Genomic DNA, 25,890 nt, shown 5'->3' on the forward strand with positions numbered 1-25,890 from the left:
TGCAGACTTGAGGATTACAGTGACGGGAGGAAATAGATGATGATCCTAAAAAGGCGAGTATGGCGGATGATGCTGGCTGCTATGATCCTGTTCGGTTCCCTATTGCCGATTGGGGAATCGGGCCGGGCGTATGCCGATTTTGCGGATGAGCCATGCGGGAGGTCGGGGGAAGACCCTTGCGTCATTACGACAATAGCGCAATTGCTGGAGGTGGATGATTCCGCCGACAATTTAACCAAAAATTATGAATTGGGCGCGGATCTTGATTTGGGAGGGATCGCGAATTGGAATTCGATGGCGTTCGATGAGCCCTTCAAAGGGACTTTGGATGGCAACGGACATACGATATCCCATTTGACCATACACACCGGAGGTGCTGGAACCAACAGACGCGGTTTGTTTGCGAGATCCGAGAATGCCATGTTTCGAAATATCGGTTTGCTTGATGTATCGATTGACGCCAATAACGGAGACTACATCGGCGGATTAGTCGGAGAAAGTGTACGTACGACGTTCGAAAATGTGTACGTGGCCGGCTCCATCTTGGGGGGATCGAATGTCGGCGGAATAGCCGGGTACTCAGGCGGTGGAGACTTCAGTTATTCCTACGCGGCTGTAAGTGCGGTAGGGATAGATTCAGGCTTCACATACGGGGGATTGGTCGGCAAAGTAGATGGGATCGTCAATACCACTTCTATCTACTACAATTCGGAGCTGACGGACCGTTCGGCGGTCGGGACGCCTCTGACCGAGGATGAGATGACGAATAGCAATAATTATGAAGGTGTAGGTTGGGATTTCTCCAACACGGGAAACTGGAGAATCATCGAAGGCGTGACCTATCCGATGCATCGAGCAACCTATAATCGCCTCTTAATGGATACGCTGGAAGTGGCGGATGGCAGCGGCGCGATCGCGATTCAACCGGGTTTTCAAGCCGATCAGTTTGCTTACAAGGCTATCGTGCCGAATGAGGTTACATCGGTCACGGTAGCTACATATGCCGAAGGCAGCGTGTCCGTCGATGATGGCGGCGGCGTGGAGTCCGTTCCGTTGGATGAAGGAGAGAATCCAATCTCGATTAAAGTGTCCAGCACCGGTGTGGCGCTACCCGGCCCGGACCCATTGCCGAACCCTATCGTCGTCGAATACACGCTTACGATCGCGCGGGAAGACGGCAGCGAGGATTATCCTCACAGCATCACGACAGCCGAGCAGCTGGGAGCCATTGGGTCGGGCAATTATGGCTTGGACGACTCCTATCAATTGATGAACGACATTGATGTAGCCGATTACTTGAGTGCGGTCGGGGCTGGTTATCACCTCGGCGCCGGATGGGATCCGATCGGGGATGAAGCGAACCCGTTTACGGGTGTGTTCGAGGGTAATAAGCACGTGATCTCCAATCTCTTCATCAATCGAAGCGGGGAAGATCATGTCGGGCTGTTTGCGGCGTTGGCAGGAACAAGCGAGGTTAACCGTCTGGGACTGGTACATGCGGACGTTACAGGAAACGGCAAGACAGGGGGATTGGCCGGAGAGATCAACGGAGGGACCGTTACAAAGTCATATGTAACCGGGAATGTAGCGAGTACAGGGGATGAAGTCGGCGGATTGGCAGGAAGCCTCTCGTCGGGCAACGTGACGGAATCGTATGTCGCGGCAGCCGTGAGCGGGAACGATCAAGTCGGCGGATTGATCGGGTATGCCGATCATGACGGCGTGACCGACTCCTTCTGGGATACGTCGATTAACGGTTTGACGGCATCGGGAGGAGGGAGCGGAGCGGTCGGGATAGTGATGGCGGACATGCAGGACAAGTCGACTTTTCAAGCAGCCGGCTGGGATTTCGCCGGGACTTGGGCGATGATCGACGGGACGACTTATCCGATGTTTACTGGTGCTTACGACTCCGTCAAGCTGAGCAGCGTGGGTGTAGGAACCTCGAGAGGGACGTTGAATTGGAGCCCTGGCACGTTCGAATCGGGGAAAGGCGCATACACGGTTCTTGCGAGCGAGTTCATAACGGCTGTCGATATCGTCGCTAGTCTCGCCGATGCGGGCACGAAAGTGGTCATCGAGGGAACCGAAGACGTATCCGTTACGGTTCCGGTAACGCCGGGCGATAATGCGATCGGGATCGTAACGACAGATGTTAACGGTTTCGCGCAAGGCGCGTACGCATTCACGATCCGGGTTCCGGCACCTGGGCAAACCGGTCTCGAACTTCCGATCGATAGGGTTTACGGGACGGGTGACACGCTTGCCTTCATCGTAACCTATGAAAGCGATGTGGACGTAACCGGTACGCCGAGAATCCCGATTGCGATTGATAACGGGACCGGTACCGAAACGGTGTATGCCGTATTTACGGGAAAGCCCATCGGAGAGCCGAACAAGCTCATTTTCGAATATGTAGTGGAAGCGGGGCTCCTTGACATGGACGGCATCGAGGTAGGAGCCGCCATCGATTTAACCGGGTCCGCGGGGATTACTGCATCGGGCGTAGCCGTACCGCTCGGGTTGCCGTCGGCCGACGGCGAGGGCATCACGATCGACGCCAAGGCTCCGACAATCGCGGTTACCCAAGATCCCGCAGACGGTACGTTAACCCAGGGCAAGGTCAAGCTCACGATTGCGGCCGACGGAACAGGAAGCGATATCGCGGAAGTCAAATGGGCGGCCGGACTGCAAACCGAGAGTTACTTCGGTAGTGGCGGCACCGTGCTCGTCGATGATTTCTTCGAGGTCGAGACGAACGGGACATATACCGTGTACGCAAGAGATGATGTCGGCAACGAAACGGTAGAGGAGATCGAAATCAGGAATATAGAGACAACGCCTCCGCGGCCTGTAACCGGATCCGGGTCCGGGCCCGTCTCTGAACCGTCTCCTCAACCGCCCGCCGTCACCTTAGCTCCGGACGGGAGCGTTGTCATTACGATCGATCCGTCGCATTTGACGAAGGAGAAGCGGGAAGACGGGACGGTGCTCGAGAAGGCCTCGTTGACCGATGAGGTGCTTCAACGAGCGTTGGAATTGCTCGAGACGGCAAGCAGGTCGTTGGTGATCATCGATGTCGAAGATTCGGCAGAGGCGGTACAAGTGCAGCTCCCGGCATCATCCTTGGGGGCGGTGAAGGAGTCGTACCCCAATGCCGTATTCGAAGTCAGATTGAACGGAGCCAGTTTCCAACTGCAAACGAATGTACTTGATCTGAAGGAATTGGCGGAACGGCTTGGCGTCGGTTCGGATCTGATACAGGTGCATGTCTTGATGGAGCAAATCACGGGCGCGGAGAAGGAACGACTGGAGCAGGCTGCCGGTAAACAAGGGCTCAAGCTGGTCAGTCAGGCGGTCGACTATACGCTGGCCGTATCTGCAGGCGAACGAACGATTGAAATCAAGGATTTCGGCAGAACGTACTTGGTCCGGACGATTGTACTGGGCGAGATCGCGCCGGGAGTCCGCTTGACTGCCGTAGAGTATGACCCTGTCGCTCAGAAGTTCCGCTTCGTTCCGTCGGTGCTGACCGCAGGGAGCGCGGGTCGGCAAGAGATGACGATGAAAGTGCCGCATAACAGCATCTATGCCGTTGCGGAAGCGGAACATCGGTCTTTCGCCGATCTAAAGGGACATTGGGCGCAGCGAGATGTGGAGCAACTGGCATCCAAGCTGATTGTACAAGGGGTATCCGATAGCTTGTTCGCGCCGGACGCTCGGATTATAAGAGCTGAATTTACCGCTTTGCTCGTCCGCGCTCTGGGGATCGGGGTGGAAGACGGGGCTCGGAAGCTCACATTCCAGGACGTTGACCAGGATGACTGGTATGCATCGGCAATCGAGGCAGGGGTAAGCGCAGGTGTGGTTAACGGGGTATCGGATAGCCGTTTTGCGCCGAACACCCCGATCACTCGGGAACAGATGGCCGTTATGGTGGCGGGCTCATTGTCGATTGCGGGACGATCGGGAGCGGATGCCAGTCGGGTAGATAGCTTGTTGAGTAAGTTCTCCGATCGCTCAGACATCTCTTCATGGGCGACAATGGCGGTTGCGCAAGCTGTCGAGGCAGGCATTATCGATGGATTAACGAGCCATACGATGGCGCCGTCGGAGTATGCGACGAGAGCGCAAGCGGCCGTCATGCTGACAAAGTTGCTGCAATATATCGAGTTTATGGATCAATAAGGCTAATACCTCCGATTGAACGAGTACCCTCTATGTATCTACATAGGGGGTATTTATATGCCTCAGGTCTCAAGTAAACCTTGCAAGTAATCGCTCAATGTTATCGGATAAGGTTTCTTGTTCCCATAGGTGACGAGGTTAAGCATGGATAGCTCTTTTACAATTGCGCTTAAAGTTCTATGCGGCAGCTTGGCGTATTCTTGCAGCTCCGGTTTTGTTATTTTTCTATTCGGAATGCCCATAATAAAGTTAGAGCCAATGATTCGGAGAACCAAAGCGGCTTTAAGACGAGGTAAATTCATCGTCGACAATACGGTATCGAGTTTCTTTAATTTGTATTGACTAAGTACGAGTTCGTTGATGATATTCTTCTGTGCATTCTCAATAAACTGCAAGAAATGCATGCAGAAAAAAGTAAGTTCGCCTTTATTATGCGGGTGATTAGAGAGACCAAAAGAATCGTAGTACTTATCTCGATGTCTCTCGATAGACTGGGAAAGCGAGAGCGCCGTAAACAAATCAAGCTCGCGGCTTAGCAGCAAACTGCTTATATACCTGGATGTCCTCCCATTGCCATCGTAGAACGGGTGTATATACCCGAACATATAGTGCGCGACGGCGATTTTATTTAGTTTCGCCGAGTCGAAATGGTTAAGGAAGCGCAACAGAGTTGCTAAGTATGCATGAATATTCGATTCCGGCTCAAGGCCTTTGTGCAAAATTTCTCCCCGATTGGATCTGATATACACGGAATGCGAACGAAACAGCCCGCCATCTACGAAAGTAGTCGGATCGGATTCGTTATAGATCAATTCATTATAGATAAATCTAATATCCTCAGGCGTGTTCAGGCGTAATAGATGGGGGTTATGGAGGAAATCGTACATTTTAACATAATCGCGCGCTTTACCTGTCTCCTGGTATATTTCATTCAAGTCGATAGGGATGCCTTCTATTCGATTCGTGCTTATGATCTCGTTAGCAATGAAATATTTGATGCTCTCTTTAATCGCATACTCCGGCAAGGAATGCGTAAGGGCGCATATGGTTTTGGAATTCTGATAGAGGGCGTCATTCAATGCATCGAGGGATGCATGGTTGACATAGAACGCTTCATAAGACTCATCATGATTATGGGCTTGTATTCTGAACGGCAAGTGCACGGAAGCGTAATCGTTATATCTCTTCTGATACTCAAGCTCGTAACGAGTTGAATGATCGCTCAGATATATTAGTGGTTTATACATAGGAACACCCGCTCTATATGATGAACTTCCGTATTTTCCAGCCTCTCCATCTCTGTTCAAAGTATTCATTGTAAAAATAGGAGAATTTCTAAGTTGAATAGTGTAATACGAAATGGTAAATTTAAAATATCCCAATTTTTTAAAATAAGAAGGTGGATTTTGTGGAATACGAGAAACTATCGCGGCTTTTTTATAAATTAGACAGCAAGGCGTACAACGAGGAACTTGAGAAGAGGAAGCAAAGCTATGGCAGTTATCAAACTCCGTTCACGATCCGTGCCTTTCGAAAAGGAAAGTTGGATAGCGATTCATTTGATGCTTTCTATGTGACTATCCCTAAACTGATGAACTTGAATAACGAAGTGTTAAAGAACAGCTCGATCATAACCGGGCTGATTAGCAAATTGCCGGATTTTGTTATCGAACCTTACTTTCAGAAATTAATCATTAATGAAGCGCAAAGCAACAACGAGATTGAGGGTGTTCGCAGTACTAAGAAAGAGCTGTCGGAAGTTCTGAGCAGACTCGATGAGCCCAAGTCGAAGAGATTTAAAGGCATGATGAAAACCTATCTTCACATTGAAAGCATAAAGCCCTTTCAAACCGCCGAGGATTTTAGAAAGCTCTATGACGATTTGGTAGCCGACGAAATCGACAAGAAAAATGCTCCTGACGGAACTCTGTTCAGAACCGGTTATGTAGAAGTCAATGACGGTGCGAACGTTACTCATATAGGCCTAAGCTCCGAAGATAAAATAACTCGGGCACTTGAAAAGCTCATCGATTATCTAAGCAGTAATGCACATCCTGAACTGTATAGATATATGGTGGCGCACTATTATTATGAATACGTTCATCCATTCTACGACGGGAACGGTCGGACAGGCCGTCTATTCGTCTGTAGCTACTTATCCAGATATCTGGAAAGGTATTCGGGCATAACCTTCTCTTACGCGATCAATAAGAACAAACAGAAATATTACAAAGCCCTTGAGGAAATTCCCAATCCTATGAACAAGGGAGAAATGACCTTCTATTTGATCGATATGCTGGAGCTTCTCGTTGACGGCCAGAAGGATATCATAGACGATTTAGAATTAAATTTAATTAAGATGAAGAAAATAAACGAGTTCTTCAAAGGCCCGCAATGGGTTAGCAGAAGATTAGAGAGCCAGTTTCTAAAAGCAATCACGCTGATAACCGTATTTAAAATTCCGAACGCCACCATTACGCTTGAAAGTATGATGCAAATCACGAGATATTCCAGATACAAGACGGACAAGATGATGAATCGTTTTATAGAAGATAATTATGTAGAGTTGGTAAGCAATCGGCCCAAAAGGTATAGGTTGCGCGACGAGTTTTTGAATCAGACCCTGGATTTGGACAAGGGAACCTAATCGTAGACGAGCTAACTACGCCCGTTAAACAATAAGATCCTGTCTCTCTATGAGACGGGATTTTTTTACTGCCTGTAAGCTGCATCCCTTTGCGCGCTTCGGTTCGTCTAGAGCTACGAAGGGTATAACCCGTAAAATTTGAGCTTCGGTGAAAAATAATAGAGCTCCCGGTTGTATTGAAGATGAAAGGAGGTGCTGAGGTGTACGATTCATTAGAGCTCAATGAGTCTGTGCGACGGGCCTTGGAACTTTATTCGCATAGTTTGATCAAGATTGCCTTCGCGTACTTGAAGAACACGGCGGACGCGGAAGAAGTGGCCCAGGAGGTATTCCTCGTCTATTGGCAGAAGCGCCCCGTATTCGATAACGGCGAACATGAGAAAGCTTGGCTAATCCGAACGACGATCAATAAAAGCAAAAATATGTTGAAGGCCGGGTGGTTTCGCAGCCGCAACCCGGTTCCCGAAGACCTGGGCTACCTCCCCAAGGAAGAGAGCGACGTTCTGCAGGCCGTGCTCGCCTTGGACAAGAAATATCGGATTCCGATCCATCTGCACTATTACGAAGGCTATTCCATCCAGGAGATCGCGACGATCCTTGAGGCCAAACCCGCCACGGTGGGAACCTGGTTGGCGAGAGGGCGTACGCTCCTCAAGAAGAAGATTGGAGGCATGGAGGATGAAGAAATCTGTTTATAAGTCCGCGATGTCCCGTTTGAAGACCAGCGAGAATTTCCAAGAAGCCACCTATACCAAATTGATGAATCATAAGGAGACGATGAACATGGAAATGACGAAGAAGAGCAAAGCAACGGTCTGGACGGCCGGGATCGCGGCGTGCGCGGTGCTCGCGATTGGCTTAATCACTCTCAATCAGAACTCCCCGGCGTCGACGCCATCTTCTCAGCCTGCGACGAACGCGCCGGCGAAGCCTCCGATCATGGGCAAGGCGGCGGTGAACATCGAGGGCATCATCTCCGAGGTGAGCGCGGACGGCAAAAGCTTCAAGGTCGGCGATTTGTGGGTCGCCGTGACGCCGGAGACGAAGATGGGCATCGGCGGTCCTACCGCCGCGGAGCCTTCCGAGGAGCTGCTGCAGAAGGAATTCAAGGTGGGGAATATCGTATCCGGCTTTACGACCGACGACATCAGCACGGGCAAGGTCAACGCGACGAACATCTACAACAACATGGCACCGCTGCAATAAGTACCGAGCGCGGTTCGTTGAGTGAGCGGTCCCAAGGGGGTGTTCCGGTAGTCATTGCAACATGACGACCGGAACACCTCCTTTTTCCGAATATTCGTCAAAGTCCGTATGTCCGAAAGGGGTCTTGGCTCTGGGTCACGAATAGGTTATTAATCAAATACGGATAAAGTGGTTGGCAAAGCAACCTATCTAATTGACTCTGCGGATCGCTCCGTGATATATTGTGCATATACAACATACACAATATGTCGAGGAGGCACGGTATGTTCGCTTTGGACGTTCGAAACGTAACTAAGATATACCCCGATTTTCAGATTAAAGACGTATCGTTTCAATTGGAGAAGGGTTATATTATGGGATTTATCGGTGTCAACGGCGCGGGAAAAACGACCACGATCAAATCGATCCTGAACATGATTCAAGTCGACGGCGGCGAGGTATGCATTTTCGGCAAGAAAGTGTCCGAACACGAACTCGAATTAAAGCAGGAAATCGGATGCGCATTCGGCGATGTCGATTTCTATTCGCGCAGCAAGATAAAAACGCTGACCCAGATCACGAAGAAGTTCTATAAGAATTGGAATGATGAAACCTACTACAGCTACATAAAAAGATTCAAATTGGATGAAAACAAAAAAGTGGCCGAGCTGTCAACGGGAATGAAAGTAAAGTACAGCTTGGCTCTTGCTCTATCCCATGGCGCGAAGCTTCTCGTCCTGGATGAACCGACAAGCGGCCTCGATCCCGTCTCAAGAGACGACCTGTTAGATATTTTTCAAGAGCTTATCGTTGGCGGAGAGATCAGCATTCTCTTCTCTACTCACATTACGTCCGACTTGGAAAAATGCGCGGATTTTATAACCTTCATTGATAACGGGCGAATCGTCGCTAGTTCCGAGAAAAACGAATTTATGGAATCTTATCGTTTACTCAGCGGCAGCGAGGGCCGATTGAGCGAAGTGAAGGAACAACTAATCTCCTACAAGACCAATTCCTTCGGCTTTACCGGACTGATTCACGCCAAAGACTTCGATCCAACCTCCAACCTGGAGGCCGTCACGCCGAGCCTCGAGGAGATTATGATTTATTTCGCTAAGAGGGGGGATTCGCATGTATAACTTGGTGATGAAGGATTTGAAATTGGGCGTAAATCCGTGGTTCTTCGCCTTACCCTTATTCACGGGCGTCCTCATGCTTATTCCCGGTTGGATTTATTTCCTTGTCCCGCTTTATTTTTGTTGGTTAACGGTACCGAACGTGTTCGGCGGATTTAAAAGCCAGAATGATTTGATGTTCAGTATGATGATGCCCGTGACCAAAAGGGACATCGTGAAGGCTAGAATAATCGTCGTCGTCATCCTGGAGCTTATGCATCTTTTCGTTGCCATGATCTTTAGCTTCTTTACGTTTCGTCTATATCCGGACATGACTTACTACTTCTTCGCGCCGCACTTAGGCTTCTGGGGATTATGCTTTATGATGCTCGCGATCTTCAACATCATACTTCTTTCCATGTATTATAAGACGGCGTACAAGTATGGCGCGGCAACGACTGCATCCACTGCGGCGGCTATGCTTTTCGCCGGAGCTGTCCAGTGGGCAGGAATCGAGAGTCCTTGGTTGAACGATATTTTCTACGGCGCCGGGGCGGACAATACGGCGTTGCAGCTATCCATTCTGATCGCGGGCATGGTAATCTTCATTGCGTTCGCCCTGATCGTCTATCGGATTGCAATCCGTCGATTTCACAAAGTGGAGATATTATGAACATAACGATTTCGAATACATCCGAGAAACCGATTTATCAGCAGCTTTACGAGCAAATCAGCGCTCTGATTTTGAGAGGCGAGCTAGGAAGCGGCTTTTGTCTACCCCCCATTCGACAGGCGGCTTTGGAGCTTAGGGTTAGCGTCATTACGGTAAAAAAGGCTTGGGAAGAACTCGAACGAAGCGGGTTGATCCATACGGTAACGGGGAAAGGATGTTTCGTAGCCGAATTCGCAGCAGATGAGATACTGAGAATACGCGACGATATGATCCTGAAGCAAATGAAAAGCGACATCTCCTACTATAAATCCTTGGGCCTGACCCTAGCGGAAGCGATAGAACTGCTGAAAAAGATATATGCAAGCCCATAAACATCGTACAACGCTACTGACATAAGACTGTCCGTAGCGTTGCCGGTTCATGGGAGATGTCATGCGTCCTCCAGTAAGCGCCGATACCCTCTTACATAATCGACCGCGAACTCGCTCGGATAAACAGGCGGTTCAACGTTCCCGTTCTTATGGGGCGGGATTTCATAGACGTTAAGCATCAATTGCATCGGATAACTTGGCGACTGACGCGAGCGATGAATCCGTTCATTATCCACGTAGAAGTCAACGCCCTCGGGAGTCCAATCGATCGCGTATACATGGTAGAGCGTCGGGTCCATCGCCAACTCCCGCTCGATAAACTCCTCTTCGATCGTAGGGTCGCCGAACGCATGAATGCCAAAGCCGAGCGTGCACGACCCGTCCTTCACGTTCCACCCTTTCAATTCGAACGGGCAAATTTCCGCCGATCGTTCGGGTACATCCTCGAAGCCAATCAACCAGAATGCGCAGACGTTCCGGGGCGTGCCGAGTCCTCTGGCCCGAATTTCGATATAGCCGTATTGCGGGACGAACAACCGTTCCTCGGGTTGTTCCTCTCGGACGCGGCAATCCTGCGAGAACCGATGTTGCCCGAGCGCGCTGCCGAGCGGCCCGGAGAACACTCCCGTCTGCAGGTTGCTCGCTTTCACGTCTCCATCGAATTCCCTGCACCACGGTTGTTGCTCCTCGGTAATACGCAGGAGAAGCTGGCTGTCCTCGAATCGGTAATTTGCGGTTGTGTTTCGGCGGCTGCTCCATTGCGGCAAGTAATAGGGCAGCCATTTCGCGCGATCCAACTCGACCGTCTCGAAGTCGTCGTGGAACACGAGGGAGTACCCCGCTTTCTCTAAAGGGTTTCTTGGGAAATCCAGCCTATTCATTTCGGCGATCGCTCCTTCTTCTTATTCCCTATCTATACTCCTCTATTGTGCACAAACTCCCGAAGTTGGTCCATACGTCGCTCAGAGGTATACTATACTTGTGCCTAATATCGTTCCACAAGGAGTTGACTATGGAAGTAATCAAAGACGCGCTAACTAGATTCAGAGTTCATGAGGATGTTGCCCTCTATCTCTCGAACATCATCATGATTATGTTTATCGTCTTGCTCTGCGTAGCGGCCAATTTTGTGACTAAGAAAATCGTGCTTCGGATCATTGCTCATTTCATCACCAAAAACAAGTTCAAATGGAACAGTATCCTGTTGGAGCGAAAGGTGTTTCAGAAGCTTTCCCATCTGGTTCCGGCCGTCATCATTTATAACTTTGCGTCCTCATTCCCAGACTATCAGGCACTAATCGAGAAAGCCTCATTTTGCTATATTTTTATCGTGGCGGTCTTCGCATTGAACGCTTTCCTAAATGCCGTCAACGATATTTATTTAATGTACGAAGAGTCTAGAATCAGGCCGATCAAAAGCTTTATTCAAGTCGCTAAAATCATCATTTTCATTGTTGCCGTCATCACGCTCATCGCCACTTTGATCGGGAAAAGCCCTCTCCTTCTGCTAAGCGGACTCGGTGCTCTGTCGGCCGTGCTGATGCTAATCTTCAAGGATTCAATTCTAGGTCTCGTGGCCGGCGTCCAATTGTCCGCCAATGACATGGTTCGCGTCGGCGATTGGATCGAGATGCCTAAATATAACGCCGACGGCGACGTCATCGAAATTACGCTAAATACGGTTAAAGTTAAAAACTGGGATAAGACGATTACCATGGTCCCGAGCTATGCTTTCATATCCGACTCCTTCAAAAACTGGAGAGGAATGCAGGACACGGGCGGCCGGCGAATCAAACGATCCATCTATGTTGATACGTCCAGCATTAAATTCTGTACGGATGAGATGATTCGGCAATTCAAGAAAATCCACCTTCTCACTGAATATATTGAAAGGAAAGAGAAGGAAATCGAAGCCTATAATCAGGAGAGCCGCATCGACCCGTCAAGTCGAGTGAATGGAAGAAACCTTACGAATATCGGCACCTACCGAATTTATATCGAAAATTACTTGAAGCTTCATCCGCACATTCACAAAGAACTGACGACAATGGTTAGACAGCTCGCGCCGGGAGAACACGGCTTGCCTTTGGAAATTTACACGTTTACCAGCGATATTCGTTGGCTGTCTTACGAAGCGATTCAAGCCGACATCTTCGATCATTGCTTGGCCGTGGCGTCGGAGTTCGGCCTGCGAATCTACCAGAATCCGACGGGCTACGATATGCGCGGTTTATCCGAGCCGACCTCGAGATTCGCGGTAGAACGCGGGTAATCTAAGTCCCACAATGGCTCGTAAGGCTTCGGCTTTGCGGGCTATTTATTTTTTCTTCGACAATTGCGGGCGTATGAAACATATGTTACAATAAACCTATGTTACGATAAGAGGTGTTATACAATGAACATTCAACATGCGATTCTGGGACTATTGCGAAATCAATCCCTCACGGGATACGACATGAAGAAAGCGATGCAGAAGTCGCCGTTCATCTACTGGTCGGGCAATAACAGCCAAATCTACCGCGCGCTGGCGGAGCTTGAAGATGAGGGTTTCGTCAGTGTCGAAGTCAAACATGGCGAAGCTTCCCCGACCAAAAAGATCTATACGCTGACGAACGGCGGCCTGGAACAATTGCATCGGCTAACGCTAGGATTTCCCGAGGTGCCGGAAATACGCAAAACCTTCCTCATGCAGCTTGTGTTCGGCAGAAACCTTACACAACTGGAGCTTGAATCCTTGCTTGAACAATACAGCGGTGAAGTGAAGGGGATGGCGCTTGCCGTGCAAGACGAGGTTTCATCTAGTCGAAGTACGCCATATGAATCGGCGATACTGGAATTGGTCATGGAGAACATCCGCCAGATTTATGAGTCCGAATTGAGATGGATCGATAAGGTGCGGTCTGTCGCGCTTCCGCTTGCGCCGGTTAAATATGATACACGAGAGAGAGGTCGTCATTCTAATATGAAATACAATAAGGTTCGCCATAACGAGAGAGATTACATTGTGGTCGTTTCCGGTGAAATCAGGCAAGAGCAGGATGGTTTGAACTTGGTGGCGGCATGTGCGGAGAACGGTACGAATAAAGTGATGCTTCCCGCTGCATGTCTATCGGAAGAGTTTTTACAGCTCTCGACTCGCGTTGCAGGGCTGGTTCTCCAGAAGCTCACCAATTACAACATCAAAGCGGCAGCGGTTCTCGATGCCGACAAAGCTCGAGGCAAATTTAAAGATTTTCTTGCGGAAGCCAATCGCGGGAAGCTATTCCGTGCCTTCGAGAATCGGGAGCAAGCGGAAAGCTGGTTGTTGGAGGATGATCTTTAATGCCTGCCACGTATAAGAGCGAAGAGGGCAAGCAACAGGTGTTGGCTGAATACAGAACAATACTGGCGGACTGGCCTGTTGACAATAAACAGTATCAAATCCCGACTTCATACGGCGAGACGTTCGTCATTGAATCCGGGGATCCGACAAGTCCGGCGTTGGTGCTGCTTCATGGGAGCTTGTCGAACTCTTTCTCCTGGTACGGCGATGTGGCGCTGCTGAGCCGGCAGTTCCACGTGTTCGCCGTCGATTTGCCCGGCGAGGCAGGCCTTTCCTCCGATATTCGGCCTGACTACCTGAGCGGCGCATACGAGCAATGGTTGGATGAAGTGATTGCCCGCCTCGGCGTTAAGCAATGCTCGATTGCCGGTCAATCTCTAGGCGGTTGGATAGCGCTTCGCTACGCGACCGTTCATCCGGACAAGGTCGGCAATCTCGCTCTTCTTTGTCCCGGCGGACTCGCGATGCAAAGGCGGAATTTCCTGTTCAAAGTGCTGCTGCAAACGATCTCCGCTCGCGGAGATCGCTCTAAAGTCATTAAGCGCGTATTAGGAATGGATCGCGGAGGCGACGGAGACACGAACGAGATGCGCAGAGCGCTGGACTTTATTCTGCTCATCAATAAATATTTAAAGCCTCGTTATGCAACGCTTCCCGTGTTCAGCGATGCCGAGCTCTCCCGTCTTACGATGCCGATCCTCGTTGTTTTCGGCGACAACGATTGGCTATTGAATGCTAACAAGAGCATAGACCGGATCGAGCATAACGCTCCGAACGTCACGACTGTTCTCTTGCCCGGCGTGGGCCATGCCGTGTTGGGACAGGCAGAACGGATGCGGGATTTCTTCGTTCGCGCGATGCCTTCTTGATTTGCAGATTCCAATTCTTTTTTTGGTTGGATGACTCCATTTTTGCTATACTAAGAACATGAGAAAAGCGACGAATACCCCAACCGAATCGAATATCGAATCGCAGACCAACCCTATCCCGAAGCTGACGAAAAAAGGGCAGGCGACGCGGGCTCGCATCGTGGCTGCCGCCGCGAAGCTGATGTATGAACGCGGCGTTGCCGGAACGAGCGTGGAAGACGTCCAACAAGAGGCGGGTGTCAGCTCTTCCCAGCTGTACCACTATTTCAAGGAGAAGCGGGAGCTCGTCTTGGCCGTGATTCTCTTCCAGAACGAGCAGGTGCTTGGCTCACAGGAGCCGTTGCTGAGTCATCTTGACAGTATGGAAGCCCTGCAATCCTGGCGCGATGCGCTTGTCCTGTACCAGACGGAACTCGGATTCCAAGGCGGATGCCCGATCGGATCGCTCGGCAGCGAGCTGGCCGACCTGGAGCCTGCCGCGAGGAGAGAGCTGGCGGCGGGATTCGCGCAATGGGAGATGGCGATCCGCCGAGGGCTCCGGGCGATCTACGATCGCGGCGAGATGCGAAGCGACGCCCAGCCGGAGCAGCTTGCGCTCGCGCTGCTCGCCGCGCTTCAAGGCGGGCTGCTGCTGGCCAAGGTCCGCAAGGAGGCCGGTCCGCTCGAAGCGGGTCTGGACGCGATGTTGGATCATATTCGGTCTTACCTCATTGAGACTTCGGCGAAATAACCGAAACCGAACGTAGGTAACCCCAAGGAGCGTTATTCTCCTTGGGGTTTTTTTATAAACTATTAGAATAAGCCGCACAGCGACGGAGCGAATCCCACTCTCTCTCCGCCATACAACAGAACCTGCGATCGTACAGCTATTTCATAGGACCGGTAGGGTGTTAAATCAATAAATGCAAATGTGCAGGTGATAGCTAGCCGCGTGACTCCATTGAAGGTTTGCAGGACAAATACCTGTAATTTTGCAGGATGAAGGGATAAACGAGCGATTTCGGGTAGGATTAAATGCAGAATTGCAGGTGGAGCGGCTCAGTAGGGGGACAAAGCGTGCGAAATCCCGGTGCAGCGGCTCAGTAGGGGGACAAAGCGTGCGAACTCCCGATGGAGCGACTCAGTAGGGGGACAAAGCGTGCGAAATCCCGGTGCAGCGGCTCAGTAGGGGGACAAAGCGTGCGAACTCCCGATGGAGCGACTCAGTAGGGGGACAAAGCGTGCGAACTCCCGGTGCAGCGGCTCAGTAGGGGGACAAAGCGTGCGAACTCCCGATGGAGCGACTCAGTAGGGGGACGCCCCATCCTGCTGCGCTCTGACCCACGCCGCCTTTGCCGCCAAAAGCGCACATCGAGAGTCGCGGGAAAAGCAACGGTGCCTAAGCGAATGAGACGAGCACGCCCGACCGATCCGAGTAGGATCGGTTTTTTTAGTTCGCTGATTTATATTTTGGAGTTGACACTCCAAAATAAATCGGTTAGGATGGTCTCAGGAACAAAAATGGAGTGTTTAATCCAGAAAAAATGACCTCATTAACTTCGAACTCATCAGGAGGAATAGAACATGTCGTTAACGCAAGCTTTAGCGGAAGTTAAACAGCAATTCGTCGCGAATACCCCTTTCGAGATTCAAGCGGAGATGTTCCGTCAGATCAGGGAGCAGCAGGAGTCGGGCAATATTTACGGCCGGCGGGAGGGCGAGAAGGCCAAAGATTTTACGCTTAAGAACGCTTTGGGAGAAACGGTGAATCTGTATGATGAACTGTCCAAAGGCCCGGTCGTTCTAACGTTCTACCGGGGCGGATGGTGTCCGTTCTGCAACACGCAGCTTAAGGCGTATCAGAAGCTGCTGCCAGAGATTCAAGCCCTCGGGGCCCAGTTGATCGCCGTCAGCCCGCAAAGTCCGGACAACACGCTATCCCAGCAGGAGAAGGAAGAGCTGACCTTCCAAGTGCTCAGCGACACGAATGGACTTACGGCCGCTATCTATAACATCCTCTACGATGTTCCGGATTACATTCAAGAGATCATGAAACAGATCGGAATGGATTTGGCGGAATACAATGCCGCGAGCCGATGGATTCTGCCGATTCCGTCCACCTTCATGATCGACGAATCCGGCATTATCCGTTCGACTTACGTGAATCCTGACTTTATGCAGCGGCAGGATCCGGAGGTTATTCTGCGGGAATTGAGAAAACTTTAAAGCTAAATGACGAATAAAGGCCCCGGTTCCCCGGGGTCTTTGCTTTGCGATCATTTCCCGAATACAGACGCTCTCTCCTGCAATCCCTCCACGACTTCCTTCGGTATTTCCCTGACCTTGATGTCCGCGCCTAAGAAAAGCAGCCAATTGGTTATTTCGGCCAACTCGCCCGGATGATGGATATTGAGGAAAGTCTTCAGAATAGCCGTCGTCTGAAAAGGATTCGTGTATGAAATCGTCATTTTCAACGGATGGTATTTCTTGAACTGGGCGATCGCCTTGGGACCCAGCTCGAGGACGAGATTGAAGGCTTCTTCCTTCGTGCTTAGCCGTTCCGCAATCTTCTTCGGGCTTAATCTTTTCTTCTCGGGGCAAGGCTCGACATCGGCGAGATGGTCGACCGGAATAATCCGCCTCTTCTCCTCCGATAGGTCGAAGCCTTCGATTTGCCAAGAGCTTTTCTCCCTATAGAGTCGCAAGAGGTAGATCGGGTAATGCTTGATTGCTCTTCCTTCTTCGACAGCAACCATCAGGTAGCGGTCTTCAAGCAGGATCTGGATGAGCTGTTCCAACATCGGATGGGGCAGGTCCGATAGATCAAGCAGGTCGGGATTGTGCGGGTTGGTACCTTCGAAGAGCAAAATTCGATTTAACAGAACAAGATCGTCTTGCTGGTTCTGAGAGATGAGGCCGAGCAATTTCTCCGCCAGAGAGTGGCGGCTCTTGAGATAAGGGAGCTGCAGATTTCTTGTGGCCATGAAAGCGATGAAGAGTGCTTTAATTTCATTATCGGTAAAGCGAACGGTGGGCAGGACGGAGTTGTTCATGACGGAATAACCCCCGTCCCTCCCGACTTCGGCGACTAAAGGCATTCCCATCGCTTCGATTTCCCTAATGTCCCGGATCGCCGTCGAACGGGAGATGTTAAACTCATGCATGATTTCCGAGATGGTGAAATGGGCGCGGTTGTTGATGTACCGCATAATCACGTTAATCCGTTCAACTTTTTTCATCGGTTCCTCTAAACAGTATCATTTTCTGACATGATTAAAGTTTATTATAAACCCATCAAGCGAAAACACAAATGGATTAAGGAGGAATGAACTTGAGTACGATAATCGGAAATGAAAAGATGGCAAGGGTTGAATCCCGCCCTGTTGGAAGAAAGGCCGCTTATTGGACCGTCACGATCATTCTCGCATTCTCTATTACTTTAAGCGGGATCGGGCAATTGATGCGATACGGCGGCAATGTAGATTTAGTGACCGGGATCGGTTTCCCGTTATACGTCACGAGCATTCTCGGAACTTGGAAACTGCTCGCGGTCATTGCGATCTTGATGCCGGGTTTCCCCCGGCTTAAGGAATGGGCGTATAGCGGCCTCTTCTTTCTTATGACGGGTGCGGCTTTATCGCACGCGTACGCTAATGATTACGGCGACGGCGGATTCCATGTTATTCTCCCGCTTTTCTATGCGGCGCTCGGCATCGCCTCCTGGGCGCTGCGTCCGAATAGCCGCCGGCTCTAATAGTAGTTTCCTATTTTGGCAATATGGCTTATGTTTATGGTAAACCGATCACATTCATCCAAAGGAGCTGGGAAGATGGCGACGTATTCCTTCGAGGAGAAAGACAGCTTTATCGTTCTGGGTATCGGAACGGAGCTGAAGAGCGATTACACGGATTATGCAGGCATGAACAAGGAGAAAGAAAACTTCTGGCGGCAAGTCGAGCAGGATGGCAGGCTGGACACGTTAAAAGCGATTGCCTCGAACGATTATATATTCGCGGTAAGCGAAGCCGTAAATCGTAAGATGATGTATTATGCAGGCGTCATGACGGATTCGTCGATACCGGAAGAACACAGGGTGATCCAATTCCCTAAAGGACAATACCTCGTCGTTAAAGGCGAAGGGAAGTCGGCCGACGAGCTCGGCAGCATGCTTACGGGCATTGCTTTCGGTCAAGTCTTGCCGGCAGCCGATCAATACGCCTATGTCGGCGGACCGAATGCAACGGTTGAGATGGGGCAGCGAGACGGCCTTGTCTACGGCGAGATGTGGGTTCCGGTCGTGCACAAATAAACGAGATCGTCAGGAGGAATAAGAATGTCCCGTATCGTTGATTTTAAACAAGTGTCTACGGCAGGTCTGGAATCTTCGCCGGTAGCGGAAGCGTTAGCCGGCCTGCGCGCGAACGAAGCCCGGTATTTCATGAACAAATACAATCACGAATTTACGGTCGTACCGGCGAGCGAAAGCCAGGAGACGCTTGAGTATGTGAACCGGGTGCTTAAGGAAGAACGCGGCATCGCGTTTGCGGCCCGGCCGCTAGAGACATCGTGCTTTCAAGTGGACAATATTAGATGGGCGTTCGTCTTTTATGAGGATGGTCTGGCGGTTAACGTCTTGTACACGGTGGACGATCCTAAGAAGCGGGCCGTAGGGTTTAAGCTGTCCGAGGGGATGGAAGTGCCCAGGGAGCTCGAAGAGAAGAAGTTTAAATTCGCGAGACAGAAGTCCAAGCTGGCGGGGACGATCCGAGGTTCGTTCTTCGTCATTAAAGGCGAATATTGAAGCTTGGCACCCGTTCGGGTGCCTTTATTCGTTGTTCTGCGCTTGAAGCTACGGAATTTTGGAAGGCATTGATTTCATCGGACTTCTGGGTAACCAACCTGATTTATGCAGACGGAACGCTTGCGCTCATCGACTGGGATACGTCCGGATGGGGCTACCTGGGCGAGGATCTCGCAAGCCTGATAGCGGACGAAGCGGATATCGATCACATGGTCGAGTACGATGACGAGAGGGGAGAGGCGTCGTGCAGGAAGAAGTTCTAACAGGCGGAAACGTGAATCAAATTGTTCGTCGAGAAAATACGGTCCTCCGCCCTACCGGTTATTGGAGCCCGTCTGTTCATGAGCTGCTTACGCATCTTGAGCAACAGGGCTTCGAGGGAGCGCCAAGATTGTTCGGAATCGACGGCTCCGAACGCGAAATTCTATCATTCATTGCAGGGGAAGTTCCGGGGAACGATTACCCTGAACTTGAACCTTATATGTGGTCGGATGCAACGCTAATAGGTTTAGCGCGTCTCTTACGCCGTTTTCACGATGCGACGGAAGGATCCGCGCTCCTGTCGAAGGGCCTATGGCAGCTCAGTTATGTCGATGAACGCAAGCACGAAGTCATCTGTCATAACGACGCCGCGTTGTACAACGTGGTCTTCCAACAGGGGGCTCCCGTGGCGCTGATTGATTTCGATATGGCCGGGCCTGGGCCGAGAATGTGGGACATCGCGTACTCTCTGTACACATCGGTTCCGCTTGCGAGCTTCTCGCCTGACCATTCATCGGGAACAACGGTAGGCTATCAATCGGATTTACACGCTGAAGAGCGCCGTCGACGGATTCAATTGTTTTTCGAATCGTACGGAACTCCCGTCCCTGACGAACTGCGCCAGTGGATCATTCAACGCCTGGCTACATTGTGCGATACGCTCCGCAATGGCGCTGCCGAAGGAAATGCCGCCTTTCGGAAAATGGTCGAAGAAGGACACTTGGCTCACTATGAGAGAGAGATTCGATTCGTAACGGATCGTTTCCATGAGTGGATCTAGAAGGGTACGAACTCGCACGGATATTAGGGCTTATATTTTAGAAATATTTTCGAATTGGTTTCGAGGGAGTTTAGACTCCTCCTTTAGACTAAGGTTGTAAGCAAGAGAAACCGTACAATCTAAAGGAGCGAGCAGGTTATGAAAAAGAGAAATCAATGGTTGATGGTAGGCGGAGCGGCGGCTGCGGTGACGTTATTTACGGCGACGGCATTCGCGTACACTCCGAATACGGAAGGGTACAATGCGTTCAAAGAAGTGCTGAAGGCGAACCAATTGTCGGGCAAAGCGTTCGATAGCGCGACGATGAACGGGAACTTCACCGTAACAGTAGACGGCAAGAGCTTGCTGGACGCGAACGGTACAACGAAGGTGGCGGAAGGGGAAGACGGACACGTCATGAGCAGCGACTTCGACTTCACCCTCATGGGCGTCGAGCGCAGCGGCAGTCTGTACAGCAGCGGCGAAGATAGCGTCTACATGGTTGACCGCACGCACGGGCTGGACTATCAGGTAATCGACTCGGACGAGAAGAACGAATGGAAGCACCGCGAACGGTCTCATAAGGACGACTCCCGCGGCCATTCGATGAACAAAGCGGAAGAAGTGCTCCTCGATTTTCTGGTCGGCGACCTGAAGAATAACTTCAGCGTGACGAACCACGCGGACGGTTCGAAGACGATTACGGCGGACATCGACGAGAAGGACATACCGCTTCCGATTCGTCTGCTGATGGACGTGGCGGAGTCTAACGACAGGACGGAACGCAAGCATGAGAAGGAAGCGCCGGAACATTGGGAGCGGATCAAGGAGCTGCCTTTCTTCCAAGGACTCAAGGACATCAACTTCGAAGAGCAATTGCCCAAGCTGACGGAAGACTTCGCGATCGAGCACGTTACGCTTCAGTTCACGGTGAACGCGGACAATGAGCTTCAGAACGTGCAAGGCGAGCTTGAAGTAAGCGGCAAGGACGAAGCCGGCGTCGCCCATACGGTGGAGATCGAAGGCGCGGGAGATATCGGCGGCATTAACGCCACGACCCCGGACGCGTACGACCCTGCCGGCAAGAACATCGAGATCATCGACGCGGCAACGTTCGAAGATCGCGGCTAACATCACGAGAACGGGAGGACCCGACTATGTTCGAAGCGAACGATTTGTCTAAGGTCTACCCCGGCGGCCGCGGCATCCAAGGGCTCAATCTCACCGTACTTCCCGGTGAGGTTGTCGCCTTATTGGGACCGAACGGCGCCGGGAAGACGACAGCGCTGCAAGCGATGGCCGGATGGCTCGACTGCGACCGCGGGAATGCGCGCTTGGACGGCGTCTCCGTAGCCGACCATCCTGAGCGGACGAGACCGCACATGGGCTTAATGATCGGCGAGCCGACACCGTACCCCTATCTCACGGGTTACGAGTATTTGAGACTCTATCACAAGCTGTACCCGGGCGTCGACGAAGCCCGCATTCGGGAGACGATCGAGCTCGTGGGCATGTCGAAGCACCAACAGCTCAAGATCAAGAAGTACTCCACCGGCATGAAACAGCGGATCGAGCTCGCTAGCGCGCTGCTCCACCGGCCGAAGCTGCTGCTGCTCGACGAACCGTTCTCGGGCATGGATATCGAGGGTCGGCGGGAGATGTCTACGATATTGCGGCGTCTCGTAGCCGAGACAGGGATGAGCATCATCGTCTCGTCGCATCAGGTACGAGACATCGAGGATTGGATCACGCATGCATGCATCGTCTTCGAGGGACGGCATGTCGGTACCGCGAGCGTCTCGCAGATTCGGGAATCGTTCCCTAGCGTGGAAGACTACTATTTGCACGGCATCGGGCAGGAAAGGAGCGGGGTAGCATGATCGCGCGATTGAACTATCTCACGGGCGAAGAGCTACGTAAGCTGCTTCGCGGAGGCAAGCTGAAGGTGCTGCTGCTGCTCTCCTTCCTGATCGGCATCTTTTTCGTCTTCATAGGCGACCGAATCGGACTCGACGACAATCTCCCGTCAACCGCTCTGGAATTGTTGCTAGCGATCGTGTTCCCCTTATTCATGGCAACGCTTGGCAGCGACCTCATGGTCGGCGAGGTGAAAGACCGTACGATTAAGCATGCGCTGAAGCTGCCGGTAAGCCGGGAGTCTCTCTTCATGGGGAGAATACTGGCCGGATGGGTGGCCGGTGCGTTGATCGTGCTAAGCGTGTTCGTTCCGACGTTGATCGGAAGCCTGGTGCTTCAAGGCGTGCCTGCGCTCTCGGAGCTGGGCGCGAGTCTGGCCGAACTCGGCGCGGCGATCGTTTACTGCGGATTGCTTGTGGTGCTGGTTAACTGCGTGGCCTTGTGGACGGGCAGCGGCGGAGTCGGACTGACGGTAAGCGTCGTGCTGTGGCTGGCGATGGGCGTCGTCGGTTTGCTCGAACCGCAGCTCAGCCGTTACTTCGTCACCGACTTCGCGGATTGGGTACGGCCGCTTCTGTACGGTGGCGATGCCGGAGCGTCGATCTCGGCATTGCTATTTATTACGGCCTACTATATCATGGGCACTATATTGGGTTTATTAGCCTTCCAAAGAAAAGAGATCTAACCGATGTCTATTCGACTGAAGCTCATCTTAACGTATATCATCGGCATTGTGCTGACCGCGGCGATCGTCACGGTGACGGGGATCGGACTCGTCACGGGGATCGTCTCTTATTTTGCCAAGGGCATCGTGAAGGATCAAAGTCCGCACGAGGCATTGGAGCGGGGCGTCGATGTGATCGTGGACTTGCGCTACGCGGAGCGGTATAAGCCGGAAGAGCTGAGCTCCCCCGCATTCGCGAGTCGGTTGGGGGACCAACTGCTTCCGTTCGAGGGCTTCCTCGTCGTTCAGGACGGCGAGCGATGGGAAAGCTACGGCGCGCTCAAGCAAGAGGATACGTTCCTGGAGCAGTTGCGGGAAGACGTGACGTCATCGGGCAAACACGGGGACGTCACGTTCACGGTAAGTTCGCGGGAAGGACGCGATTGGCTCGCGCTGCGGTACGATTTTCCGGAAATCGACGATCCCCTATCGTATTACCTCGTCATCGACGTGACGGAGACGTGGAAGAAGGGCGACCGGTTCCCGTTATTCGTGCTTCTCGGCATCGCGGTCTTGCTGGCGATCATTCTCGTTCCGCTGATCTGGATTACGACGAAGGATATCGTCCGGCCGTTGCGGCAATTGGAGCAAGGTTCCCGCCTTATCGCGGAGGGGGATCTGAACTTCAGCCTGCAATCGAAGGTACGCAACGAAGTGGGAAGCGTGATCCGCTCGTACGAGAAAATGCGCAGCGAGCTCGCGCGATCGATCGGCGCGCAACTGGCGCTGGAGGAGAACCGCAAAGAGCTGATCTCGAACATCTCGCATGACCTGAAGACTCCGCTCACTTCGATTAAGGGATACGTGGAAGGGATTCGGGAAGGCATCGCGAACGACCCGGAGAAGCTGAGGAAATATATCGACGTCATTCATGCGAAGACGCTCGACATGGACCGGATGATCGACGACTTGTTCCTGTTGTCGAAGCTGGATCTCGAGCAAGAGAAGTTTCGCTTCGATGCGGTGTCGCTGGAGGAGTTCTACCGGCAGACCATGAACGAGCTGCATATCGAATGCGAGAGAGCGGGCGTGCGGTTGACGGGCGAATACGAGGCCGGATCGGACGCGGTCGCGACGATGGATGCCCAGAAGATCAAGCGGGCGATTCTGAACGTCGTCGGCAACTCGGCGAAATTCATGGATAAGAACGAACCGCATATCCACGTGTATTTCGGCCGGCAAGCGGATTCGTGGGTTATCGCGGTTAGAGATAACGGTCCGGGAATGGAGCAGAGCGAGCTTGAGCGGATCTTCGACCGCTTCTATCGGGGGGACGCCGATCGGAATCAGAATGTGGCGGGCTCGGGGTTAGGGCTAGCCATCGTGAAGCAGATCGTCGCTTTCCATGGCGGGATGATTACCGCAAGAAGCGAGCTCGGGCATTCGATGACGGTGATGTTTACGATTCCGATGAATCAGCCTCGGGCGTGACGGGAGAGAGTAAGAAGATGACGAAGCGGAAAGTGTTGATCGTCGAAGACGATCAGGCGATCGCCGAGCTGGAACGGGATTACCTGGAGGTACACGGCTATGAGGTGACCCTTCGGGCAGACGGCCGGCAAGCGCTGGAAGAGGCGCTGGAGCAGGCGTACGATCTTATTATTCTAGACGTCATGCTGCCGGGTATGGATGGCTTCGACATCCTGCGGAAGGTTCGCGAGACGAAATTCATCCCGGTCCTGATGGTGTCCGCCCGCAAGGAGGATATCGATAAGATTAGGGGGCTCGGCTTGGGCGCGGACGATTACGTGACGAAGCCGTTCAGCCCGTCCGAGCTCGTAGCCAGGGTGAAGGCGCATCTTGAACGATATGACCGATTGACCGGAGCTGCCGCGGCAGGCTTCGGTTCTTCGCCTGTCCGGAAGATGCGCGAGCTGAACATTCGGGGGCTTGCGATTCAAGTCGATGCCAGACGGGTGACGCTGAACGGGCAAGAGATTACGATGACCGCCAAAGAATTCGACCTGCTGCTCTTCCTCGCGGACAACCCGGACCGTGTTTATTCCAAGGAGGAGCTGCTGGATAAGGTGTGGGGAATCGATTATTTCGGGGATTCCGCCACGGTTACGGTCCACGTCGGGAAGATCCGCGACAAGATCCAGAAGGACCCGGCGCAGCATCAGTTTATCGAGACGGTGTGGGGCGCGGGGTATCGGTTTAAGGTGTGAGAACATACGTGCGGCAAGAAGGGAGAAAAGGAATCGGGGGACGTCGTTATGGACATCAATTCTGCTCGTAGAACGAACATGATAGGCGGTAGCGAGGTTGGCGCCATCACGGTCGAAATGGATCATCGCAGGATTCATGAGACGAATAGCCTATTCTGGGATAACAATGGAAACGAAGTTCTAGGAGCAACCGCGCTTCCGTTCTACGGTGCGTTCGTCTCGGAAGACAACCATCGTCTCTTCGGAGATGTCTCGGGAAGAAAGGTGCTCGAAATCGGCTGCGGAAGCGGTCAATCTTTGCAGTATCTAGGTGAACGCCAAGCATCCGAACTATGGGGAATCGACTTATCGGCGAACCAAATCGAGAAGACGAAGCAGCATTTGACGGCATCCGGTCTATCCGCGACGTTAATCTGTTCCCCTATGGAAGAAGAATGCGGCATACCGGACAACTACTTCGACTTTGTTTATTCGATTTATGCGATTGGCTGGACAACCGATCTTGAAAGGACTTTTCGCCGAATCGCTTCTTACCTCAAGCAGGACGGGGTATTCATTTTCAGTTGGTCTCACCCGATCCATAAGTGCGTCGCTCCGGAGAATGATAAGCTTGTTTTCAAAAAATGTTATTTCGATGAATCCTGGTATTCGGTGACGCTTGGCGAAAGTACGCTGACGTTATCGGACCGAAAGCTGTCAACCTATGTGAATGCGTTAGCCAAAGCGGGATTCGTCATCGAGTACCTCATTGAAGAATCCGACGAAGATATTATACATTCGAGAAACGGAGATTTTGCCCGGAAAGCCAAGATGCTTCCCGTAACGTTTGTCATCAAGGCGCGGAAGCCTTGATATTTTGGTGCAGAGATTGCACGGAACTCTTAACGGGTCTGCGTTAGTATGAATCTCG

The 25,890-nt window shown here is 51.9% G+C and carries 25 protein-coding genes and 1 pseudogene; 23 read left to right on the forward strand and 3 right to left on the reverse strand.

Translation table 11 applies throughout. From position 1 onward, the window contains the following. Window positions 1–36: 36 nt before the first annotated feature. Entirely contained in the window at window positions 37–4,188 is a 4,152-nt protein-coding gene (locus COHPA_RS0114475; protein ID WP_027086874.1) for an S-layer homology domain-containing protein, read from the forward strand. Window positions 4,189–4,250: 62 nt separating this feature from the next. Here the strand turns inward: COHPA_RS0114475 and COHPA_RS0114480 are convergent, their stop codons facing one another. Then, window positions 4,251–5,435, reverse strand: a complete 1,185-nt coding sequence (locus tag COHPA_RS0114480; protein WP_027086875.1) for a Fic family protein — start codon at window positions 5,433–5,435, stop codon at window positions 4,251–4,253. A gap of 161 nt (window positions 5,436–5,596) precedes the next feature. Between COHPA_RS0114480 and COHPA_RS0114485 the strand changes: the two genes are divergently transcribed. From COHPA_RS0114485 to COHPA_RS0114510, 6 genes are all read left to right on the forward strand, one after another. After that, on the forward strand, window positions 5,597–6,835 hold the full coding sequence (locus COHPA_RS0114485) for a Fic family protein (RefSeq protein ID WP_027086876.1): 1,239 nt from the start codon (window positions 5,597–5,599) through the stop codon (window positions 6,833–6,835). Between the two features lie 200 nt (window positions 6,836–7,035). Next, window positions 7,036–7,533 (forward strand): RNA polymerase sigma factor, encoded by a 498-nt coding sequence (locus COHPA_RS0114490; protein ID WP_027086877.1) that lies wholly within the window; start codon window positions 7,036–7,038, stop codon window positions 7,531–7,533. Then, on the forward strand, window positions 7,514–8,041 hold the full coding sequence (locus COHPA_RS23555) for a hypothetical protein (RefSeq protein WP_027086878.1): 528 nt from the start codon (window positions 7,514–7,516) through the stop codon (window positions 8,039–8,041). Before COHPA_RS0114490 ends, COHPA_RS23555 begins: the two co-directional genes overlap by 20 nt. A gap of 263 nt (window positions 8,042–8,304) precedes the next feature. Next, the gene (locus COHPA_RS0114500) at window positions 8,305–9,159 is read left to right on the forward strand and encodes an ABC transporter ATP-binding protein (protein WP_027086879.1); all 855 of its coding nucleotides are present in this window, start codon (window positions 8,305–8,307) and stop codon (window positions 9,157–9,159) included. After that, window positions 9,152–9,808, forward strand: a complete 657-nt coding sequence (locus COHPA_RS0114505; RefSeq protein ID WP_027086880.1) for an ABC-2 transporter permease — start codon at window positions 9,152–9,154, stop codon at window positions 9,806–9,808. Before COHPA_RS0114500 ends, COHPA_RS0114505 begins: the two co-directional genes overlap by 8 nt. Next, the gene (locus COHPA_RS0114510) at window positions 9,805–10,179 is read left to right on the forward strand and encodes a GntR family transcriptional regulator (protein WP_027086881.1); all 375 of its coding nucleotides are present in this window, start codon (window positions 9,805–9,807) and stop codon (window positions 10,177–10,179) included. Before COHPA_RS0114505 ends, COHPA_RS0114510 begins: the two co-directional genes overlap by 4 nt. Before the next feature lie 59 nt (window positions 10,180–10,238). Here the strand turns inward: COHPA_RS0114510 and COHPA_RS0114515 are convergent, their stop codons facing one another. Then, window positions 10,239–11,060 (reverse strand): glycoside hydrolase family 16 protein, encoded by an 822-nt coding sequence (locus tag COHPA_RS0114515; protein ID WP_027086882.1) that lies wholly within the window; start codon window positions 11,058–11,060, stop codon window positions 10,239–10,241. A 131-nt stretch (window positions 11,061–11,191) separates the two neighbouring features. On the opposite strand from COHPA_RS0114515, the gene COHPA_RS0114520 reads away from it, so the two are divergent. The 5 genes from COHPA_RS0114520 to COHPA_RS0114540 all read left to right on the forward strand — a co-directional run bounded on the left by COHPA_RS0114520 (window position 11,192) and on the right by COHPA_RS0114540 (window position 16,575). After that, on the forward strand, window positions 11,192–12,451 hold the full coding sequence (locus COHPA_RS0114520; RefSeq protein ID WP_027086883.1) for a mechanosensitive ion channel family protein: 1,260 nt from the start codon (window positions 11,192–11,194) through the stop codon (window positions 12,449–12,451). A 123-nt stretch (window positions 12,452–12,574) separates the two neighbouring features. After that, entirely contained in the window at window positions 12,575–13,501 is a 927-nt protein-coding gene (locus COHPA_RS0114525) for a PadR family transcriptional regulator (protein ID WP_027086884.1), read from the forward strand. After that, the gene (locus tag COHPA_RS0114530) at window positions 13,501–14,370 is read left to right on the forward strand and encodes an alpha/beta fold hydrolase (protein ID WP_027086885.1); all 870 of its coding nucleotides are present in this window, start codon (window positions 13,501–13,503) and stop codon (window positions 14,368–14,370) included. Before COHPA_RS0114525 ends, COHPA_RS0114530 begins: the two co-directional genes overlap by 1 nt. Window positions 14,371–14,428: 58 nt before the next feature. Then, entirely contained in the window at window positions 14,429–15,100 is a 672-nt protein-coding gene (locus COHPA_RS0114535) for a TetR/AcrR family transcriptional regulator (RefSeq protein WP_027086886.1), read from the forward strand. 833 nt (window positions 15,101–15,933) lie between these two features. Continuing rightward, on the forward strand, window positions 15,934–16,575 hold the full coding sequence (locus COHPA_RS0114540; protein ID WP_027086887.1) for a peroxiredoxin-like family protein: 642 nt from the start codon (window positions 15,934–15,936) through the stop codon (window positions 16,573–16,575). Between the two features lie 50 nt (window positions 16,576–16,625). Here COHPA_RS0114540 and COHPA_RS0114545 read toward each other — a convergent pair whose 3' ends face one another. Then, the gene (locus COHPA_RS0114545) at window positions 16,626–17,588 is read right to left on the reverse strand and encodes a helix-turn-helix transcriptional regulator (protein ID WP_027086888.1); all 963 of its coding nucleotides are present in this window, start codon (window positions 17,586–17,588) and stop codon (window positions 16,626–16,628) included. Window positions 17,589–17,674: 86 nt separating this feature from the next. Here COHPA_RS0114545 and COHPA_RS0114550 point away from each other — a divergent pair, with 86 nt between their 5' ends. The 11 genes and pseudogenes from COHPA_RS0114550 to COHPA_RS0114600 all read left to right on the forward strand — a co-directional run bounded on the left by COHPA_RS0114550 (window position 17,675) and on the right by COHPA_RS0114600 (window position 25,832). After that, entirely contained in the window at window positions 17,675–18,103 is a 429-nt protein-coding gene (locus COHPA_RS0114550) for a DoxX family protein (protein WP_211237881.1), read from the forward strand. 75 nt (window positions 18,104–18,178) lie between these two features. Then, window positions 18,179–18,658: a GyrI-like domain-containing protein gene (locus tag COHPA_RS0114555; protein ID WP_027086890.1), complete on the forward strand. Its 480-nt coding sequence runs from the start codon at window positions 18,179–18,181 to the stop codon at window positions 18,656–18,658. Window positions 18,659–18,682: 24 nt separating this feature from the next. Beyond that, on the forward strand, window positions 18,683–19,150 hold the full coding sequence (locus COHPA_RS0114560) for a hypothetical protein (RefSeq protein WP_027086891.1): 468 nt from the start codon (window positions 18,683–18,685) through the stop codon (window positions 19,148–19,150). A gap of 68 nt (window positions 19,151–19,218) precedes the next feature. After that, window positions 19,219–19,413, forward strand: a pseudogene (locus COHPA_RS25625) (phosphotransferase); the annotation flags it as partial. Window positions 19,414–19,424: 11 nt separating this feature from the next. Continuing rightward, window positions 19,425–20,192 carry an aminoglycoside phosphotransferase family protein gene (locus tag COHPA_RS0114570; protein WP_245590303.1) on the forward strand — a complete coding sequence of 256 codons (768 nt, stop codon included), beginning with the start codon at window positions 19,425–19,427 and terminating at the stop codon, window positions 20,190–20,192. 138 nt (window positions 20,193–20,330) lie between these two features. Beyond that, complete coding sequence (locus COHPA_RS0114575) at window positions 20,331–21,302, forward strand: hypothetical protein (RefSeq protein WP_027086894.1); 972 nt, start codon at window positions 20,331–20,333, stop codon at window positions 21,300–21,302. Window positions 21,303–21,328: 26 nt separating this feature from the next. Then, window positions 21,329–22,051 (forward strand): ABC transporter ATP-binding protein, encoded by a 723-nt coding sequence (locus tag COHPA_RS0114580; RefSeq protein ID WP_027086895.1) that lies wholly within the window; start codon window positions 21,329–21,331, stop codon window positions 22,049–22,051. Next, a complete protein-coding gene (locus COHPA_RS0114585) occupies window positions 22,048–22,773 on the forward strand; it encodes an ABC transporter permease (RefSeq protein ID WP_027086896.1) in 726 nt (241 codons plus the stop codon). The genes COHPA_RS0114580 and COHPA_RS0114585 overlap by 4 nt, the downstream gene beginning before the upstream one ends. Before the next feature lie 3 nt (window positions 22,774–22,776). Further along, window positions 22,777–24,243: a sensor histidine kinase gene (locus COHPA_RS0114590; RefSeq protein WP_027086897.1), complete on the forward strand. Its 1,467-nt coding sequence runs from the start codon at window positions 22,777–22,779 to the stop codon at window positions 24,241–24,243. 17 nt (window positions 24,244–24,260) lie between these two features. After that, the gene (locus COHPA_RS0114595) at window positions 24,261–24,980 is read left to right on the forward strand and encodes a response regulator transcription factor (protein WP_027086898.1); all 720 of its coding nucleotides are present in this window, start codon (window positions 24,261–24,263) and stop codon (window positions 24,978–24,980) included. Between the two features lie 48 nt (window positions 24,981–25,028). Beyond that, window positions 25,029–25,832, forward strand: coding sequence for a class I SAM-dependent methyltransferase (locus COHPA_RS0114600; RefSeq protein WP_027086899.1), 804 nt, complete (start codon window positions 25,029–25,031; stop codon window positions 25,830–25,832). The last annotated feature ends 58 nt before the right edge of the window (window positions 25,833–25,890 follow it).

The organism is Cohnella panacarvi Gsoil 349, assembly GCF_000515335.1.
Lineage (GTDB): Bacteria > Bacillota > Bacilli > Paenibacillales > Paenibacillaceae > Cohnella > Cohnella panacarvi.

Coding starts and splice junctions, on each gene's coding strand:
- COHPA_RS0114505 (WP_027086880.1), top strand. CDS start 9,152: ATGTATAACTTGGTGATGAAGGATTTGAAATTGGGCGTAAATCCGTGG.
- COHPA_RS0114555 (WP_027086890.1), top strand. CDS start 18,179: ATGGCGACGTATTCCTTCGAGGAGAAAGACAGCTTTATCGTTCTGGGT.
- COHPA_RS0114540 (WP_027086887.1), top strand. CDS start 15,934: ATGTCGTTAACGCAAGCTTTAGCGGAAGTTAAACAGCAATTCGTCGCG.
- COHPA_RS0114600 (WP_027086899.1), top strand. CDS start 25,029: ATGGACATCAATTCTGCTCGTAGAACGAACATGATAGGCGGTAGCGAG.
- COHPA_RS0114560 (WP_027086891.1), top strand. CDS start 18,683: ATGTCCCGTATCGTTGATTTTAAACAAGTGTCTACGGCAGGTCTGGAA.
- COHPA_RS0114580 (WP_027086895.1), top strand. CDS start 21,329: ATGTTCGAAGCGAACGATTTGTCTAAGGTCTACCCCGGCGGCCGCGGC.
- COHPA_RS0114510 (WP_027086881.1), top strand. CDS start 9,805: ATGAACATAACGATTTCGAATACATCCGAGAAACCGATTTATCAGCAG.
- COHPA_RS0114590 (WP_027086897.1), top strand. CDS start 22,777: ATGTCTATTCGACTGAAGCTCATCTTAACGTATATCATCGGCATTGTG.
- COHPA_RS0114530 (WP_027086885.1), top strand. CDS start 13,501: ATGCCTGCCACGTATAAGAGCGAAGAGGGCAAGCAACAGGTGTTGGCT.
- COHPA_RS0114475 (WP_027086874.1), top strand. CDS start 37: ATGATGATCCTAAAAAGGCGAGTATGGCGGATGATGCTGGCTGCTATG.
- COHPA_RS0114535 (WP_027086886.1), top strand. CDS start 14,429: ATGAGAAAAGCGACGAATACCCCAACCGAATCGAATATCGAATCGCAG.
- COHPA_RS0114515 (WP_027086882.1), bottom strand. CDS start 11,060: ATGAATAGGCTGGATTTCCCAAGAAACCCTTTAGAGAAAGCGGGGTAC.
- COHPA_RS0114595 (WP_027086898.1), top strand. CDS start 24,261: ATGACGAAGCGGAAAGTGTTGATCGTCGAAGACGATCAGGCGATCGCC.
- COHPA_RS0114550 (WP_211237881.1), top strand. CDS start 17,675: ATGAACTTGAGTACGATAATCGGAAATGAAAAGATGGCAAGGGTTGAA.
- COHPA_RS0114500 (WP_027086879.1), top strand. CDS start 8,305: ATGTTCGCTTTGGACGTTCGAAACGTAACTAAGATATACCCCGATTTT.
- COHPA_RS0114545 (WP_027086888.1), bottom strand. CDS start 17,588: ATGAAAAAAGTTGAACGGATTAACGTGATTATGCGGTACATCAACAAC.
- COHPA_RS0114575 (WP_027086894.1), top strand. CDS start 20,331: ATGAAAAAGAGAAATCAATGGTTGATGGTAGGCGGAGCGGCGGCTGCG.
- COHPA_RS0114480 (WP_027086875.1), bottom strand. CDS start 5,435: ATGTATAAACCACTAATATATCTGAGCGATCATTCAACTCGTTACGAG.
- COHPA_RS0114585 (WP_027086896.1), top strand. CDS start 22,048: ATGATCGCGCGATTGAACTATCTCACGGGCGAAGAGCTACGTAAGCTG.
- COHPA_RS0114520 (WP_027086883.1), top strand. CDS start 11,192: ATGGAAGTAATCAAAGACGCGCTAACTAGATTCAGAGTTCATGAGGAT.
- COHPA_RS23555 (WP_027086878.1), top strand. CDS start 7,514: ATGAAGAAATCTGTTTATAAGTCCGCGATGTCCCGTTTGAAGACCAGC.
- COHPA_RS0114525 (WP_027086884.1), top strand. CDS start 12,575: ATGAACATTCAACATGCGATTCTGGGACTATTGCGAAATCAATCCCTC.